This window comes from Paenibacillus lautus NBRC 15380 (assembly GCF_004000945.1).
Lineage (GTDB): Bacteria > Bacillota > Bacilli > Paenibacillales > Paenibacillaceae > Paenibacillus_AQ > Paenibacillus_AQ lautus.
The window spans coordinates 634,173-651,935 of sequence record NZ_BIMF01000002.1 but is presented as its reverse complement, the minus strand read 5'-3'; the positions used below and the strand labels follow the sequence as shown (position 1 = coordinate 651,935).

The 17,763-nt window shown below is 48.5% G+C and carries 14 protein-coding genes; 11 read left to right on the top strand and 3 right to left on the bottom strand.

Translation table 11 applies throughout. The annotated features are described in order from the left end of the window. Positions 1–29 precede the first annotated feature (29 nt). The 5 genes from PLA01S_RS06325 (at position 30) to PLA01S_RS06305 (ending at position 5,084) form a co-directional block, all read left to right on the top strand. A complete protein-coding gene (locus PLA01S_RS06325) occupies positions 30–749 on the top strand; it encodes a phosphonate ABC transporter ATP-binding protein (protein ID WP_100536497.1) in 720 nt (239 codons plus the stop codon). Between the two features lie 88 nt (positions 750–837). Beyond that, positions 838–2,136 (top strand): FG-GAP repeat domain-containing protein, encoded by a 1,299-nt coding sequence (locus PLA01S_RS06320; RefSeq protein ID WP_246059360.1) that lies wholly within the window; start codon positions 838–840, stop codon positions 2,134–2,136. Between the two features lie 3 nt (positions 2,137–2,139). Then, entirely contained in the window at positions 2,140–2,838 is a 699-nt protein-coding gene (locus PLA01S_RS06315) for a response regulator transcription factor (RefSeq protein ID WP_100536498.1), read from the top strand. Further along, entirely contained in the window at positions 2,835–4,289 is a 1,455-nt protein-coding gene (locus PLA01S_RS06310; RefSeq protein WP_127590827.1) for a sensor histidine kinase, read from the top strand. The genes PLA01S_RS06315 and PLA01S_RS06310 overlap by 4 nt, the downstream gene beginning before the upstream one ends. Positions 4,290–4,553: 264 nt before the next feature. Next, entirely contained in the window at positions 4,554–5,084 is a 531-nt protein-coding gene (locus PLA01S_RS06305; RefSeq protein WP_127590825.1) for a GNAT family N-acetyltransferase, read from the top strand. A gap of 152 nt (positions 5,085–5,236) precedes the next feature. On the opposite strand, the gene PLA01S_RS06300 is transcribed toward PLA01S_RS06305, so the two are convergent. Beyond that, on the bottom strand, positions 5,237–6,451 hold the full coding sequence (locus tag PLA01S_RS06300; protein WP_127590823.1) for a glucose-1-phosphate adenylyltransferase: 1,215 nt from the start codon (positions 6,449–6,451) through the stop codon (positions 5,237–5,239). Positions 6,452–6,673: 222 nt separating this feature from the next. On the opposite strand from PLA01S_RS06300, the gene glgB reads away from it, so the two are divergent. Together glgB and glgA are read left to right on the top strand one after the other, a co-directional pair. Then, positions 6,674–8,650 (top strand): 1,4-alpha-glucan branching protein GlgB, encoded by a 1,977-nt coding sequence (gene glgB, locus PLA01S_RS06295; protein ID WP_127591097.1) that lies wholly within the window; start codon positions 6,674–6,676, stop codon positions 8,648–8,650. Further along, positions 8,647–10,086: a glycogen synthase GlgA gene (gene glgA, locus PLA01S_RS06290; protein ID WP_127590821.1), complete on the top strand. Its 1,440-nt coding sequence runs from the start codon at positions 8,647–8,649 to the stop codon at positions 10,084–10,086. Before glgB ends, glgA begins: the two co-directional genes overlap by 4 nt. A 156-nt stretch (positions 10,087–10,242) precedes the next feature. On the opposite strand, the gene PLA01S_RS06285 is transcribed toward glgA, so the two are convergent. Beyond that, positions 10,243–11,991 (bottom strand): alpha-glycosidase, encoded by a 1,749-nt coding sequence (locus PLA01S_RS06285; protein WP_127590819.1) that lies wholly within the window; start codon positions 11,989–11,991, stop codon positions 10,243–10,245. A 491-nt stretch (positions 11,992–12,482) separates the two neighbouring features. Here PLA01S_RS06285 and PLA01S_RS06280 point away from each other — a divergent pair, with 491 nt between their 5' ends. The 3 genes from PLA01S_RS06280 to PLA01S_RS06270 all read left to right on the top strand — a co-directional run bounded on the left by PLA01S_RS06280 (position 12,483) and on the right by PLA01S_RS06270 (position 15,545). After that, complete coding sequence (locus PLA01S_RS06280; RefSeq protein ID WP_127590817.1) at positions 12,483–13,925, top strand: ABC transporter substrate-binding protein/permease; 1,443 nt, start codon at positions 12,483–12,485, stop codon at positions 13,923–13,925. Beyond that, positions 13,912–14,634, top strand: a complete 723-nt coding sequence (locus PLA01S_RS06275; RefSeq protein ID WP_164817329.1) for an amino acid ABC transporter ATP-binding protein — start codon at positions 13,912–13,914, stop codon at positions 14,632–14,634. The genes PLA01S_RS06280 and PLA01S_RS06275 overlap by 14 nt, the downstream gene beginning before the upstream one ends. Positions 14,635–14,819: 185 nt before the next feature. Then, the gene (locus tag PLA01S_RS06270) at positions 14,820–15,545 is read left to right on the top strand and encodes a 3D domain-containing protein (protein ID WP_127590812.1); all 726 of its coding nucleotides are present in this window, start codon (positions 14,820–14,822) and stop codon (positions 15,543–15,545) included. A gap of 93 nt (positions 15,546–15,638) precedes the next feature. Here the strand turns inward: PLA01S_RS06270 and PLA01S_RS06265 are convergent, their stop codons facing one another. Then, the gene (locus tag PLA01S_RS06265) at positions 15,639–16,487 is read right to left on the bottom strand and encodes a polysaccharide deacetylase family protein (RefSeq protein ID WP_127591094.1); all 849 of its coding nucleotides are present in this window, start codon (positions 16,485–16,487) and stop codon (positions 15,639–15,641) included. Positions 16,488–16,652: 165 nt separating this feature from the next. Here PLA01S_RS06265 and PLA01S_RS06260 point away from each other — a divergent pair, with 165 nt between their 5' ends. Then, the gene (locus PLA01S_RS06260) at positions 16,653–17,675 is read left to right on the top strand and encodes an NADH:flavin oxidoreductase/NADH oxidase (RefSeq protein WP_127590810.1); all 1,023 of its coding nucleotides are present in this window, start codon (positions 16,653–16,655) and stop codon (positions 17,673–17,675) included. Positions 17,676–17,763: the final 88 nt, after the last annotated feature.

Sequence of the window (17,763 nt, the reverse complement as noted above, 5' to 3'; positions counted from 1 at the left end):
AATATGCACTTGACGGGAGAGACGATAACATGATTAAAGTGGATCGGCTGAAGAAAACGATGGGTCCTGAACGCACACCGGTGTTAAAGGATATCACTTTTCAGATGGAGCACGGGGAAATGATCGGTCTGATCGGTGCGAGCGGAAGCGGGAAAAGCTTGTTGATGAGCTGTCTATCCATGCAGCAAAAATGGGACGGCGGCAAATTAACGATTGATGGCGAAGATATGATGAATCCTGCGGGAAAACGGAGAATTCGCCGGGAATGGGCTTATCTTGAGCAGAACCCGTCCTTGAATGTGAATCGAACGGCGCTTAAGAATGTATTGATCGGACAATCCAGCCAAACACCGCTGTGGCGGATGGTAACCGGGATGGTCCGGTCTGATGATTATATGGGAGCTATGGATACGATTGAGCACCTGGGCTTGTTGGACAAGGCCAAACGAAAGGCCGGCGAGTTAAGCGGCGGCGAGAAGCAGCGGATTGCTATTGCCCGCGCGCTCGTTCATGGTGCCAAGGTAATTTTGGCGGACGAGCCGGTCACGGGACTTGATCCGGCTTCGGCCGAGCATGTATTGAAGACACTTAAAACCTTGTGCGAGGAAGAACGTTTAACTGTATTTACCGTGATTCCCTTGGAGCTGGCCGAGAAGTATTGCACCCGGATCATGGGTCTATCCGGCGGAGAGCTGGCCGTGGATGTGACCGGAAGACGTTTAACCCATGGCGAGAAGTCAAGACTGTAATTATCGATCACCAAAGACGCCAGGTGAATGTATAGAAATGAGTTGATACTTATTGAAATATAGAGTGATGCAAGCCCTCTTGGCAGGCTTGTTACTATTTATCCTAAGCGGCTGCACGTTTATTCAGGACCCGGTGTCTTTAATGAAGCGACCGGATTTACCGACGGATAAAGCGACGCTGAATGGCGCCATTCAATCTGCGCTTCTGAAGAAAAAGCTGAATGCCGGTGCCATTATCCGGCCGCGAAGTGACGTGGATAGCAGTTCCATCCGTATTCATGACCTGGACAACGACGGGATTTTGGAAGCGGTCGTCTTCTATCAGACGCCGGACGATGAAGTGAAGATCCATGGCATGATTATGCAGCAGCAAGGCGATACATGGGTGAAGAAGCTTGATTTCGATGGAGAAGGGACGGTATTGGAGTCGTTTGATTTTGTCGATTTTACGAATGACGGCAAGGTCGACATCGTAGCCGGATTCTCCCGCGGCGAAGAGAATCTTCAGAACCTGCTGGCCGTGTATTCATTCTCCGGGGATTCGCTCGAAAAAATACCGGCTTTGCCATATACACACTTTAATATCGGAGACATGAACGGGGATAAGATCAACGATATTACGGTTGTCTATCTTCAGCAGAAAGAGCTCTCGTATATCAGCACCTATCAATATGACAAATTCGAGGACGCCTTTGTCGAGCTGAACAAGCTGGAACTGGGACCGAATATCGAAAGTTATTACAATGTTGTCGCAGGTAAAGTGGCCAAGGACAAAGAAGGTATCATCTTGGACGCTTCGGTTGTATCCAGCTCTTCTTATTCCAAGCTCATTATTATGGAGGAAAACCAGTTTATTGACGTCCTCCAGGATGAACTGCTTACCTACAAGGAGCTGCCTGTCGAGAGCGAGGATGTGAATGATGACGGTATTTTGGAGTTTGGTGTTCTTATGAGGCCAAGCGGCTGGGAAGATCGGCTTATCCTGGATGAGATCCCGTTCTTCACCACGTACTTCCAGTGGGACGGAGAGGTACGGGAGAGCAATGAAAAAGAAGGGCTTCAATTCGTACTCCAAAGGTACTACGATATGAACAATCACTTCTATCTGGACTTTCCGCCAGACATGTACAATAAGATTACCATCACGTCGGAATCCAACAAAAATGCGTATTTAAACTTTGTCATGACCGATACGGGAGAGTCCGTTGCAGAGATCAAATTCTTTTCGACGGCCCAGTGGGAGAAAGCCGAATCCGATTGGGAGATTTTGGTGAAGGAGAAAAACCGCGTGATTGCTTACCGAAGTCATGGCGATCTGAAACTGAGTAAAAAAGATAAAAAGCCAAACAGCAATAATGTGGCTCCTATCGAAAGAAAGGGGAACTAGACCTTGAGTAAAGTGCTCATATTAGAAGATGAAGAATCTATCCGCAGTTTTATTGTAATTAATCTGAAACGAAACGGCTTTGAAGTTCTGGAGACTGGGGACGGCAACGAAGCCCTTCGTATGCTGCAAACGACGCCAGATATCGATATCGCTTTGCTTGATGTTATGGTACCGGGGATTGACGGATTTGAAGTATGCCGCAGAATTCGGGAAACGAACGAGCGGATCGGCATTATTTTTCTGACGGCAAAAGTTCAGGAGCAGGATAAAGTGTATGCCCTCTCCGTCGGAGCCGACGACCACGTAAGCAAACCGTTTAGTCCGACGGAGTTAATCGCCAGGCTGCAATCTCTGCTGCGGAGGGTGAATGTCCAGCGTGCGGGAGCCGCCAAGGTATCATTTCAATCAGGTCCCTTTACGCTGGATCTGATCTCCAAGCAGTTCAAGAAGAACGGGCAGCCGGTGGAGCTGACGCCTACTGAATTTTCGCTGGTGCAGTTTTTCCTGGAGAAAGAAAACACGCCGCTTAGTCGTGATGTGCTGCTCGATCACGTATGGGGCAAAGAATATATGGGTGACCCCAAAATCGTGGACGTGAACATTCGGAGACTGCGCCAAAAAATCGAAGGCAATCCTTCCGAGCCGGAATACCTCCAGACGGTATGGGGACACGGCTATAAATGGAAGGGTCAGGGACAATGATCATCAAAAAAGGCATTCGGCGGCAAATCGTGCTGCACTACTTCCTGGTAGTGTTCATCGCCTTGCTGCTGATTGAGGTCATATTTCTAATCGCTTTACGATCGTATTATTACGATACGGTATACAATCATATTGTGAATCATATTAATACCGCCAACGATTTCTATCAGCCCTTTCGACTGACCTCGTCGGACAACGTCAACCAGCTGAGCGAGATGGTTCGCCATTTTGAATTGTATACAACGGAGCTTCAAATTCTGAATCCGGCGGGTCAAGTGCTCTCAACATCTACCGGCTTCGAAATAGAACAGACCATCAATACCAGTGATGTCACCCAAGCGCTTGCAGGCAATACGAGCCGTTGGATTGGCAAGCAGCAAGGTACGGGGCAGATCGTTATGGCCGTATCCCAAACTGTTTCGAACGGTTTTGAGAAAACCTACATTCTTCGCTATGTGACTTCGCTTGAGTTCATTAACGACAAGCTGATGAAAATCACACTGTTTGCCGTCAGCATCGGAGGGGCCGTGTTAGCGCTAGTGCTTGCCTTCAGCATTGGGCTGGCCAACTCCATCGTAAAGCCGCTCAACAACATTACAACGGTATCCGCGCAGATGGCCAAGGGCAAATTTAACGTGAGAATCAAAGGCGACTATAAATATGAGCTTGGCGAGCTAGCGTCAACCCTGAACTACATGGCGCAGGAGATTGTACGAAGCAACCAGGTGAAGGATGATTTTGTTTCATCCATTTCGCATGAGCTGCGGACTCCGCTCACAAGCATTAAGGGCTGGAGTGAAACGCTCGACTCCGGCGGCTATGATCCGGAAGAAACGAAGATCGGGATGCAGATTATTTCGAAGGAAACCGATCGCTTGATCGGTCTTGTTGAAGAGCTGCTCGACTTCTCCAAGCTCCAGCAGAATGAGATGAAACTTGTGAAGGGTATCGTGAATTTACGGGAGCTTCTGCAAGAGATTATGCTCAATCTGTGGACCAAGGCTGAGAAGAAGGGCATCCAGATCAAACTGGAGACCGACGAAAAACCGATTATCTATGGGGATGCCAACCGGTTGAAGCAGGTGTTTCTGAATATTGTGGACAATGCGATTAAATTCTCGCATGAGAACGGCATAATCAACCTGTCCTTCGCTATGGAAGACAAGTTTGTTGTCGTAACCGTGGAGGATCACGGTATTGGCATATCGGACGAACACCTGCGGCGGGTAAAGGATCGGTTCTTCCAGGTTAATCCGCTTAACGGGGGAACGGGACTGGGTCTCGCGATTACACAGCAGCTCATTGAACTCCATGGAGGCACGATGGAGATGGAAAGCGAGCTCGGGCACGGAACATCCGTTATCGTCAAGCTGCCGCTGCCTGAAGGAAAAATACCGATGGCCGGCGGATTAGAGAACGGTGAGGATGACGTAGCCGGACCGACAGTATAAGCTTTGCCGGGTTACCGGCAAAGCTTTTCTCAAGAGTACAGAATTTATAAGTTTTCAGCCCAATGATATTGTGTTCTGGGTATTGTATTGGGGTCCCCGCAAAGCATTTGGAATAAGCATCATAGCGTAGGCTCCACTTTGTGGGGTATTGTTTTGGGGTATTGTTTTGGGGTATTGTATTGGGGTCCCCGCAAAGTATTTGGAATAAGCATCGTAAGCGTAGGCTCCACTTTGTGGGGCTATTCTACAAGGGGGAGAGCGAAAGTGGGGGACACAGCAGCAACGTTTTCTACTGAGCAAGGTCGGTTTGAATTAAAACGGGCTGAAGCAGAACAGGCAGGGGAGATGCTGTCGCTTCTCAAGGAAGCGGCGGAGGTGATGGAACAGCAAGGGCGCAAGCAGTGGAGTCCATCGCTCTTTTCCTTGGACTTGATGGAGCAGTATCTGGCGGAGCGTGAAGTGTTTATCCTGTGGCATGAAGACATGGCCATCGGCATGTTCACGCTGCAGTATGGAGACCCAGCCTATTGGGGAGAGCGGGACGATCCGGCCTATGGTTATCTGCATCGGCTGACCGTACGCGCCTCGTATCGGGGACTGGAGCTTGGAACGAAGATGATTTCTTTTGCAGAATCGTATTTGTTATCCAAGGGTAAACAGGGTTTCAGGCTGGATTGCGTATCTCATCTGCCAACGCTGAACCAATTTTATCAGCGCCAAGGATTTCAGTTCGTGGCTGAGCAGGATATGGGTGGTCGCTTCGTGAATTTATATGAGAAGCGTTTTATTTCATAATTTTACGTGTTACAAAACCTAAGTCGCATGCGCTTGAGACACAGTCAGCAGGGCACGATACACGAGAAAAAGCGATCCGTCACGGATCGCTTTTTTGTATAAAAGTCTGAAGGGATTTATCTCAGAGCTAATATTCTGTTGAAGAAACTCGTTTAAGATGAAGAGACATTAGCCCGCAAGCGTCCTTTTTCGTATACATCCTGAAGCAGCCGGGACGGCTGGGTACGAATGGTTGGTTTCGGAAGCACGGTCTCGTAAGGTCCAACAACTACAACGTTGCCGGGAGCCCCTTTTACAATCGCTCCATCCTTGATGATCGCTCCCTCACCGATGATGGCATGCTCGATATGGACGCCCTTGCCGATTTTGGCATTCGGCATGACCACACTGTCCTTGACGATGGAGTATTTGCCGATCTCCGCACCGCAGAATATAACGGAGCTCTTGGCTTTTCCTTCGAAGGTGCATTGGTCATGAATCAAGCAGTCTGTGTGTTCCGTATTGCGGTTCCGCGCCGCCGACAGCTTGGTCTTCCATGCTCGGGTATACATAGGCCAATCGGATCTCTCCAGGACTAGCTCGTTTTGGCTAAGCACATCCATATGGGCTTCCCAGAGGCTTTCTACAGTGCCCACATCGCGCCAGTAGCCCTGGAAGCGAAACGCAAGCAGTGATTCTTCTCCGGCCAGCATCTTAGGGATGACATCCTTCCCAAAATCATGGCTGGAATTTGGATCAGCCGCATCCTCAATGAGGTGCTGCTTCAGATAGTCCCAACGGAACAAATAAATGCCCATCGAGGCGAGGTTGCTTTGCGGTTCTGCCGGCTTTTCGGCAAATTCAATGATATTGAGATTGTCATCAACGCTCATGACGCCAAACCGGCTGGCGTCTTCCCAAGGTACTTCCATCACGGAGATCGTGGCAGGTGCCGCTTGTTTCATGTGGGCTTCAAGCATTTCGCGGTAATCCATCTGGTAAATATGGTCCCCGGATAGAATAAGGACATGTTCGGGATTTTGATCATCGATGTATGGAATGTTTTTATAAATGGCGTCTGCTGTACCCAAGTATCCGTCTTGGTGTGTGCTGTTGGATGGAAGCAGAGCAATGCCTTCACGTCCTGTATGTGTTAGTCCCCAGGGTTCGCCTTCACCGATATGTTCGTGTAATGATTCTGCCTCATATTGTGTAAGCACTCCAACCGTATCGATTCCGGAGTTCACACAATTGCTGAGAGGAAAATCGATTATACGATAATGTCCGCCAAAAGGAACGGCGGGTTTTGCCAGCTTGGACGTAAGGGGAGCTAATCGTTTACCTTCTCCACCGGCCAGAAGCATAGCAATACAGTCTTTTCTCTTCATCACGTTTCCCTCCCAATGTATTTTCACGTTGTACATTACATAAACGACATTCCCGGGGTTTGAAACGATTATATTGAAAAAGTAAATTGAAAATTACAAAATTATTTTTCAGGGACATTTTTTATTTTCAACATGGTTAGAATGGGGTAATAGCACTAATAATATGGATTTTTAAGAAAAAGCGGGTGACGATGATTGAACCAAGCAGTTAGGGAAGGAAACATGACTCCGGAACAATTGTATTTATTTCATGAAGGAACCTGGTATCACAGTTACCAATGCATGGGCGCACACCGTGTTACTGAAGATGGACAAGAAGGCGTGCGTTTTACGGTGTGGGCTCCGAATGCAAGGCAGGTGGGTCTTGCCGGAGACTGGAACGGCTGGGACGGTTCCCAAGACACGTTATATAGGATGCCCGATTCGGGAATTTGGAGTCGGTTTTTCCCTGGGATGGAGACTGGAACTTTTTACAAATATCATATCACCGGACCGTATGGAGAAACGTTCTTGAAGGCGGATCCGTACGCGTTTCATGCCGAAATTCGGCCTGCAACGGCATCGGTCGTGACCGATCTCTCTGGTTATCATTGGAATGACGCTGCATGGAAAAGAAAGAACAAATCCCCCTACACCAAGCCGATGAACATATATGAAATGCACTTTGGAACCTGGCGGCAAAAGGAGAACGGCTCGTTCTATACATACCGCGAGCTGGCGGACCAACTGATCCCCTACTTGCTGGAGATGAGTTATACCCACGTGGAATTCATGCCCTTGGCTGAGCATCCGTACGACCTTTCGTGGGGGTATCAGGGAACCGGATTCTATGCGCTGACGAGCAGATACGGAAGTCCCCATGATTTCATGTACCTTGTGGATCAGCTGCATCAAGCTGGTATTGGCGTGCTCCTCGACTGGGTGCCCGCACATTTTGCCAAGGATGCCCACGGGCTTCGACTGTTTGACGGGGCGGCTCTTTACGAGTACGCAGACCCGCAAAAAGCAGAGAAACCGGGCTGGGGAACACTGTCTTTCGATTATGCCAAGCCAGAGGTGATTTCATTCCTCATCTCCAATGCCTTATTTTGGATGGATATGTATCATATTGATGGTCTTCGTGTTGACGCTGTGACAAGCATGATCCGGCTGGATTTTGAGAAGCGCGAAGGTCAGTACAGCCCTAATGAACATGGTGGCTTGGAAAATCTCGAAGCGATATCCTTTCTGCAGGAATTGAATAAAGCCGTGTTTCGATATTACCCGAATGCCTTGATGATGGCCGAGGAGTCCAGCGCTTGGGCAGGGGTAACAGCACCCGTGCACGAAGGGGGCCTCGGGTTTAATTACAAATGGAACATGGGCTGGATGAATGACACGCTGTCCTATGTGGAGCAAGAATTCGATCAGCGGCCTACCCATCATAATTTACTAACATTTCCCATCTGTTATGCCTATTCAGAAAATTTTACATTACCGCTGTCACACGACGAAGTAGTCCACGGGAAGAAATCACTGCTTAATAAAATGCCGGGCAGCTATGAACAAAAGTTTGCGGGTCTCCGGATTTTGCTCGGATATCAGATCACCCAGCCCGGCAAGAAGCTGCTGTTTATGGGGGGTGAGTTCGGTCAGTTCATTGAATGGAAGGATCAGGAACAGCTGGATTGGCTGCTGCTGGACTACGAAAGCCACCGGAAGCAGCTGGCTTACACGGCAGCGTTAAACCGCATGTATGTGGAGGAGAAGGCGCTATGGGAGCAGGATCACCAATGGGAAGGCTTCGAGTGGCTTAGCGCCGATGATCATGAGCAGAGTGTACTATCGTACATGAGAATGGGCACAAAACCTGGCGATACACTGATCGTCGTCATTAATTTTCAGCCTCGGGCATATGACCAATATCGGATCGGCTTACCGAGAGCGGGACAGTACGTGGAAATATTGAATTCCGATCACACCGATTATGGCGGCTCCGGACTGGTCAACAACGAAGATATGAAAGCGGAGAAGAAGGCCTGGCATGGCCAAACCCACAGCCTGGAGATCAAGCTGCCTCCGTTAGGCATGGTCGTGTTAAAGAAAAAGCCGCGTTCCAGAAAATCGCAGGCTCGACAGGACGCTTCACTCAAGGCGGCAGCAGTAAAAGAGAAGACGGCACGGAGAACCAAGCGAAATCAAAGGGGGAAGCAGGATTGAAATTGTTATTTGCAGCTTCAGAATGTGGACCGTACATCAAGACAGGCGGATTGGCGGATGTGATCGCTGCTTTGCCTAAATCCCTTCGTGGCATGGGCGAGGATATTCGGGTGGTTCTGCCCAAATATCGAGGGATTCCTGAGGAATACCGGGAGCGTATGACTCATGTAGGGGAAACCCGGGTGCGGGTAGGCTGGCGCGAGCAGTATTGCGGCATCGAATCCCTGGTTGAGGACGGAGTGACGATCTATTTCATAGATAATGAATATTATTTTGGCCGCGACGGCATTTATGGCTACATGGACGATGGCGAGCGCTTTTCGTTCTTCAACCGCGCCGTCCTCGAGATATTGCCGGTTATCGGCTTTCAGCCGGACGTGCTTCACTGCCACGATTGGCATACGGCCATGATTCCGCTGCTTCTTGAAGATGTCTACCGCCATGATCCTTACTATGCGGAGGTTCGAACCGTATTTACAATCCACAATTTGTTGTATCAAGGCGTATATCCATACGAGGTGCTGGTTGATCTGCTTGGAATCCACAGCCGCCATTTCACAGCGGAAGGCGTGGAATATTACGGAAACGTGAATTTCATGAAAGCGGGAATCGTCTATGCAGATCATGTAACGACGGTTAGCCCGACTTATGCCTCGGAGATCCAGACCGGTTATTACGGATACGGACTCGACGGGCTTTTGTCAGCCCAAGGTTCGAGATTGAGCGGCATCGTGAATGGCATTGATACCAAGAGTTACAACCCGGCGACCGATCCGCACATCGCGATGAAGTTCCGGAGCGGTCTGAATAAGAAAACGCAGAATAAAATTGCCCTACAGGAAGAGTTGAATCTTCCGGTGGCCCCGCATATTCCGTTGATGTCGATGGTGACGCGGCTGGTCGATTCGAAGGGACTCGATCTGGTCATCCGGATTCTGGATGAGCTGCTGTACTATGATGAGATTCAATTTGTCCTTCTGGGAACGGGAGACCCTTCATATGAACATTGGTTCCGGGAAGCGGCCAATCGGTATCCCAATAAAATGTCGGCCCAGATTCGGTTCAATGAACCGTTGTCCCGGCGCTTCTACGCTGGCAGCGACCTGTTCCTGATGCCTTCCAAATTCGAACCGTGCGGTATCAGCCAACTCATCGCCATGCGTTACGGCAGTGTACCGATTGTCCGCGAAACAGGCGGACTGAACGATACGGTTCATGCATATAACGAGTATACGGGGGAAGGGAACGGATTCTCTTTCAAGGATTACAACGCGCATGATATGATGAACACGATCCGGCGCGCAACCTCTATTTACCGCATGCCTGAGCACTGGCGTAAAGTGAGCAAGAACGCCTTGGGCGGGGATTACAGCTGGAACGTTTCGGCGAAGGAATATCAGGAGATATACCATCAAATCACCAAATCCCACGCTTGAACCATAACAAGAAGACAGGGGTGCAAGGATAGCCGAATAACGCTGCTATCCTTGCACCCCTGTGCGTGTTGAAGCTCGATATGGATGCTATGGTGCCAGTTGGTCTGAAGCTTCATATCCCTTATCTAGGAGTGTGTATTACATAAGTTGAGTTTATTAATGCTTCAATTGCCGGCATAAAATTCGATATGCATAAGGTTCTAAATCGATATGCATCGTACCGTTTACCGGTTTTACAGGCTCCTCCGTCTCGGCATCAATCCAATCGGTCGTGATGATAGGATGCGATATGGTGCGTTTCGAGTCGCTGTTGTTCATCCAGACGATAAAATGCATGGTTTCGTCCGCACGCTCGTACACGATGCAAGGATCATGGAGATTCGCTTGCAGGAAACGGAAGCGCCCCTGTCTCAGCGCCTTATGTTCTTTTCGAAGCGCGATCATCCCTTGATAAAACTTATACAGCTCTTGGTTTCGTTTCTTGGGATCCCATTCCATGCATTTCCGGCAATCGGGATCTCCGTCACCAGTCAATCCGATTTCGTCGCCATAAAAGATGCACGGCGTTCCCATGAATGTAAACAGAAATACAACCGTGAGTTTCATGCGCCGGATATCTTCTCCTACACGGGTAAGCAGCCTCGGCGTATCGTGGCTGCACAGCAGATTAAAGACCACTTCGTTGGTCTGCTGCGGATATCGCATCAGAATCGAGCCGATCCGGTTGGCGAAAGTGAGCCCGTCCATGTTGCCGTTAAAGAACTCCAGCACCTTATCGGCAAAAGGATAATTCATGACGGAATCAAACTGGTCACCTTGCAGCCAGATTAAGGAGTCCGACCAGACCTCGCCCACGATATAAGCCTCAGGGTTGGCCTTCTTGACGACTTGTCTGAAATCCCGCCAGAAATGATGGTCGATTTCATTGGCAACGTCCAGACGCCAGCCGTCGAGATTGATCTCCTTGATCCAGTACTCGGCTACACCCAGCAAATACGCCTTAACTTCGGGATTGGCCGTATTGAATTTCGGCATATTTCCGAAAAAGCCGAAGGTATCGTAGCTGGGAATGCCATCCTTGACCTCGCAAGGAAACTGGTTCACATGAAACCATTCCGCATATCTGGATTTCTCGCCGTGCTTCAGCACGTCCTGAAAGGGAGGGAACTCCTCGCTGCAGTGATTGAATACCGCATCGAGAATCACTCGAATGCCTTTAGCGTGACAAGTATCTACTACTTTTTTCAACAATTCATTATCGCCAAAGTGCGGATCCACCTGTTTATAATCAACCGTGTCATATTTATGATTGGAGGGGGAGAGGAAGAGCGGAGTAAAATAAATGGCGTTAATGCCTAGGTCAACGAGATCATCCAGATGATCCAGTACGCCCTGCAGGTCACCGCCGAAGAAATTATCCACCTCCGGCTTGCCGCCCCAGGCCTCGGTTTCTTTAGGATTGGTGGCAGGATTTCCGTTAGCAAAGCGCTCCGTCATAATTTGATAAAACACGGCTTCTTTGGCCCATTCCGGTACCTTGAATACATCGACTTCATGTATGTACGGGAATTCAAAGTAACCTGCAGGCGGATAAGGATAGTCCCATCCGATACCGCTGTCCACCATATAAACCGTTTCATCTCCGGCATGAATCCGAAAGCCGTAGGACAGTCTTTTGTATTTTGGCCTGACTCCGCATTCCCAGTAATCAAACATGTCATCCGAGGCGGCCTTTTCCATGGTGATCTCGAAGTACGTACGGTCCCAATCATATTTGTCGCCGGTCATGGCAACAACAGAATCAATATCGTTTTTTTTGGTTCGGATCCGAAGATGAATGGTTTTTGTATCATATGCATAAGCCCATTTATCTCTTGGAACATGATACAGTGCTTCTAACAGCATGGTTACACCTCCTATATGAGTAAAGCTATAGCTAATTAATAACCAACTGCTGGCTTGCATGAATCATGGAGTGAAAGAGACAGCCCGGCTGGCCTTCATGTATCAAGTACCGGATTTTATGCGCTATTATAAGATGGGAAGGGAACGGATAGATTATGCATCGTCGGAAAAGGGTTCACTACAGATCCTCTTATCACTTAAAATAGCGAAGTGATTTCCACAATATAGATTTTAAAAAGATTCAGCGCTCTAATTTATTTGACGAAATGGTTAAAAGAATCATGAGTAACATAATCCTAAGGGTATGATGAATTGACCATTGTATTAAAATAGTGAAATCGGCGCCATGTGCAAGTTAAAAAAGCATTTGTGCTCAAATTGAAAATCCATGAATTTTCATTGCATATTCATGCATCCTGTTTTATAATGACTCAGTTGCATTTTTTCTATGATTGAATCTATTTGTAATAGTTAGGGGAGAAACGAGACATATGAAACGTAAATTTACAGCGTGGATGACCCTATTCATGGTGGTCGTGCTATCTTTTGGCAGTATCGTCCATGCGGAGGGTGAGAAGAAAACGGTGATTCTCGGCACGAGTGCTGATTATGCACCTTATGAGTTCCATAAAACGATAGATGGCGTGGATACCATCGTCGGATTTGATATCGATATTGCGAAGGAAATCGCCAAGGATCTTGGCGCCGAGCTCATTATTAAGGACACCTCCTTTGATGCGCTCTTGCCGGAGCTGACGAGCGGACGCGTGGATTTCGTTATATCGGGCATGAATCCGACGGAAGAGCGCCGAAAAAGCATTGATTTCTCCGAGCCATATTATGCTGCGGAACAATCGGTTGTCGTTCGTAAGGAAGATGCACTAAAGTTCAACACGCTTGAAAGCCTGGAGGGAGCCCGGATCGGGGTTCAGAAAAGCTCCATTCAGGAGTCCATTGCAAAAACCATCCCGAAAGCCAATGTAGTATCACTGGATAAAATCCCGGACTTGCTGCTGCAGCTGGAATCCGAGCGTGTGGATGTTGTTCTCGCTGAATATCCGATCGCAAAGACCAATATGAATGAAGCGACCATGGTGATCACGGACGCCAAACCAACGGCTGAGAACGATGCCTATGCCATCGGGGTTCGTAAAGGGAACGAAGAGCTGCTCAAGAGCATTAATGCTACACTCGAGCGCTTGAAGGAGAATAACCAGATCCAGAAGTTTGTCGACGAGGCCAGTGACCTGGCTGCCGGTCGTAAGGCAGAGAACCTGAACACATTCGAATTCTTTTGGAAGTACCGTGATTATTACGCCAAGGGAATCCAGTTTACGCTGCTTATTTCGGCTCTTGGTGTGTTTTTCGGTTTCATTCTCGGATTGATTATCGCTTTAATGCGGATGTCGGGTGTAAAAATCCTTAAGTTTTTGGCTACCGCTTATATTGAGATCATCCGTGGTACCCCGATGCTGGTCCAGTTGTTTATTATCCATTACAGCTTGGCGGCGTTTGATATTAAATTTTCACCGATCCAGTCGGGGATTTTGACGCTTTCTATCAACAGCGCGGCCTATCTGGCTGAAATATTCCGTGCTGGCATTCAAGGCGTGGACCGCGGTCAGCTGGAAGCGGCCCGTTCACTCGGGATGACGAAGGGCAAGGCAATGCGTCATATCATTTTGCCGCAAGCACTGAAAGGGGTACTCCCGGCCATCGGTAACGAATTCGTTGTCATTATCAAGGAATCGTCCATCGTATCGTTCATCGGGGTATTCGATATTATGTACCAGGCTCAGATTTTGCGCGGTTCTACCTTTGCCCCGCTTAATCCGCTGCTTGTGGCTGCCCTGATCTACTTTATACTGACATTCGTTCTTTCGAAGCTTCTGGGTGTCTGGGAAAGGAAGTTGAGTGCAAGTGATAACCATTAAGGATCTTCATAAATCGTTTGGCAAGCTGGACATATTGAAGGGTATAAACATCGAGATTGCAAAAGGAGAAGTGGTGGTTGTCATCGGACCGAGCGGCTCCGGTAAAAGTACCTTCTTACGATGTCTCAATTTGCTTGAAGTGCCGACCAGCGGCGAAATTTCGTTCGAGGGTGAGCTGATCACCGCCAAGAATCACAATATCAATGCTACCCGTGAGAAAATGGGCATGGTATTTCAGCAGTTTAACCTGTTTCCTCACAAGAAGGTCATTGATAATATTACGCTCGCTCCCATTCAGGTGAAGGGCGTCTCGGCGAAGGAAGCCGAGGCGACTGCAGACGAGCTGCTGAAGTCAGTTGGCCTGCAGGACAAGAAGGAGGCGTATCCTTCCCAGCTGTCCGGAGGACAGAAGCAGAGAATTGCCATAGCGAGAGCACTCGCGATGCAGCCGCATGTCATGCTGTTTGACGAACCGACCTCAGCACTGGACCCGGAGATGGTGGGTGAGGTATTGGAAGTGATGAAGAAGCTTGCCGAGGGCGGTATGACGATGGTCATCGTCACCCATGAGATGGGCTTTGCTCGGGAAGTGGGAGATCGGATCCTGTTCATGGATGGCGGTAAAATCGTTGAGGAAGGCACGCCGGACCAGCTGTTTGGCCATCCGACTCATCCTCGTACGCAAGAGTTTTTAAGTAAGGTTTTGTAACTTTTATATCTGCATTGTAACAAACCAAAACAGCGCCATACCTGATTGTTTCAGGAATTGGCGCTGTTTTTGTCTGTTTATTGGTAACAATTGCTTGCAGTATAGGTTACAAAATTGTGATATATTCATGTTCGTTGACATACTACATCCGAATGACCAAGTTACATATAAGGAGGCATCTTTAGATGTTACAACAAATGAAATCATGGACTAAAAATCGTGGACTTAACCATAAGATCGCTGGAAAAACTGCAAAATGGTTTACCATTACAGCCGTTGCCCTTGGCTTGACTTTTGCCGGAGGGGGTCTGCAGGCACATGCAAGCGCAGTGCATGTGGCCAAGAACGGCGATACCTTTTATTTCTTGTCCAAACAGTACGGCGTTAACATGGACAAGCTGATGAAGGCGAATCCAACGATTAAAGCAACAAATATATACCAGGGTCTGAAAATCACCATCCCCGGTTCGGTATCGATGAACTCGACGGCGTCTGCTGCACCCATCGCTCCAGGTACCTCCGGGTTTACGCCTAGCTTGAGCGTTTCCTCTGAGAAGAACGTGGTGGAAGCATGGGGCAAGACGTTTAATTACAGCAAAACATTGTCGGTCAAGGCAACCGCTTATTCTGCTGCCGCAAGCGAGAACGGGAAATGGGGTGCTGTTGATTACTTCGGAAATTCCCTTGAGCTCGGTACCATTGCGGTGGATCCCAAGATCATTCCGCTCGGCACCAAGGTGCTTGTAACAGGACACGAGCATCCAGGACTACCGAAAAAGGCATTTGTAGCAGAAGCTCGTGATATCGGCGGGGCTATTAAAGGGAATCGGATTGATATCTTCATTCCGGGTTCACAATCAGCCGTGAAGCAATTCGGCATTCAGGACATCAAATTGTTCATTATCGAATAATTCAACCCATCCTCATGAAATAACAATTCTAATACGGAAGACGGCTAGTCTGGATCAGTGCTCCAGTCAGCCGTCTTTTTTTGTTAGACAGATCTATCTCGACTCTGATACTCCTAACATCTCCGGAAGTGTCACGAAGCTATATCCCTTACTCCGCAGTTCGGTAATAATATCCGGGAGCGCTTCGATCGTTCCGGTTAGGTCCGATCCCACGCCACCTCCGGCATGTTGGAGTACGATCGAGCCTGGCCCGACCGCTGATAGAATGTTGCGCTTAACCTCTTCCTTAGGCAGTCCTTTCCAATCGAGGGAGTCAACATTCCAATTCACGACTTTGTATCCGTTTTTGCGTGCCCATTGAAGCTGCTCTTCGTTAATATCGCCATAAGGCGGACGGATTAGCCGAGGATCCACTCCGGTTAGGGATTTCAAGATCGTATTGGTACGTTCGATTTGGCTTTTGAATTTGTCCAGGCTCAGCTTGTTCAGCTGCGCGTGATTATAAGAGTGATTGCCAATGGCATGACCTTCTTCATGGATTCGTTTCGCGAGAGCGGGGTGTTTTTTGGCGCGTTCCCCCACTGCAAAGAATGTGGCATTTACCTGATACTCTTTGAGGACATCCAGTACTTTCCCGGTAAAACGGGGATCCGGAACATCATCAAAGGTCAGAGCGATCTGTTTGACCCGGGGTCCGCTGGAGCGAAAGGTATCCGGGTATTTTCTCAGCAATTGACTTAAAGACGGCGCATCGTCTGAATTTTGGGTTTTACTGCGCTTGGCATGATCCATGATCTGACCGGACTCCGACATGACGGAAGTGTCCTGGGGGTGAAGTGAGAAACTATGTACAGCGGACGCGTTTGCCGGGATGTCCGGCACCATAAAAAAGAATAACATGATCCACAACAGGCAGCTTCCTGCGCAGTATCGTTTGAACATCACGATCGGCCCCCTTTGCTTTTTAATATGGTATGCCCAGTTGATCGGGCGATTATCCTCAATATGGAATGCGATGTTTTTTAGTTTTCCCGCAGAAAGGTGTATAATAACCGGTATCAGATTTTATTACATCTTGATCATTTGGATATGGAAGGAGATAATCGCTTGGCAGACTTGTTTACACCTTACAATTTCAAGAATTTGACCCTCAAGAATCGCATTGTTATGCCACCGATGTGTCAATATTCCGTTCAAGCTGGGGACGGGATTCCGAATGATTGGCATTTTGTTCATTACGTCAGCCGTGCCGTAGGAGGTACTGGCTTAATTATTGTGGAAATGACAGGTGTCCATCCTGATGGACGCATTACGAATCAGGATACGGGGATCTGGGATGACAATCAGATTCCAGCCTATCGCCGTATTGTGGAGAACGTGCATTCTTATGGAACCAAGATCGGTATTCAGCTTGGGCATGCCGGAAGAAAAGCGCAGGATGCTGAACCGTCGGTAGCCCCTTCTGCGATTCCGTTCAGCTCTCATTACAAAATGCCCAAGGTGCTCTCCGGGGCGGAAGTGGAAGAGCTCATTCAAGCCTTCAAGGAAGGTGCGCGTCGAGCTGTTGAAGCCGGGTTTGATACCGTTGAGATTCATGGCGCCCATGGTTACCTCATTCATCAGTTTCACTCGCCGCTGACGAATCAGCGCAGTGATGAATATGGTCAAGACCTTCCTCTGTTCGGCGAGCGGGTTGTTCAAGCCGTTAAGGAAGTGCTGCCTGAAGGCATGCCGATCATGATGAGGGTATCTGCAAAAGAATATGTGGACGGCGGTTACGATGTGCAATATTGTGCGGAGATCTGCAAACGTTACCGGGATGCCGGTGTCGATATCTTTCATATCTCCTCGGGGGGAGAAGGCCAGGTCGGTGCAAATGGCGGCCCGGAAGCGAAGCCCGGTTATCAGGTGGATCTGGCAGCAGAGTTCAAGCAGCTGTTAAAGGTGCCTGTTATTGCGGTAGGATTGCTGGATGATTACAATGCCGCGCAAGAGGTTATTTTGTCAGGTAAAGCGGATCTGGTGGCGATTGGCCGGGGGATGCTCCGCGATCCCTACTGGGCTGTTCATGCAGCCAAGGCGCTTGATGGCGGACAGAAAGTTCCCAAGCAATATGAACGAGGGTATTAAAATGAACAACCTCTAAAAAATATTTTGAAACGTTTTGGAGCATGCAACGTAAATATTAATCATATACCAGTATTTTAAAGTGAAAGCG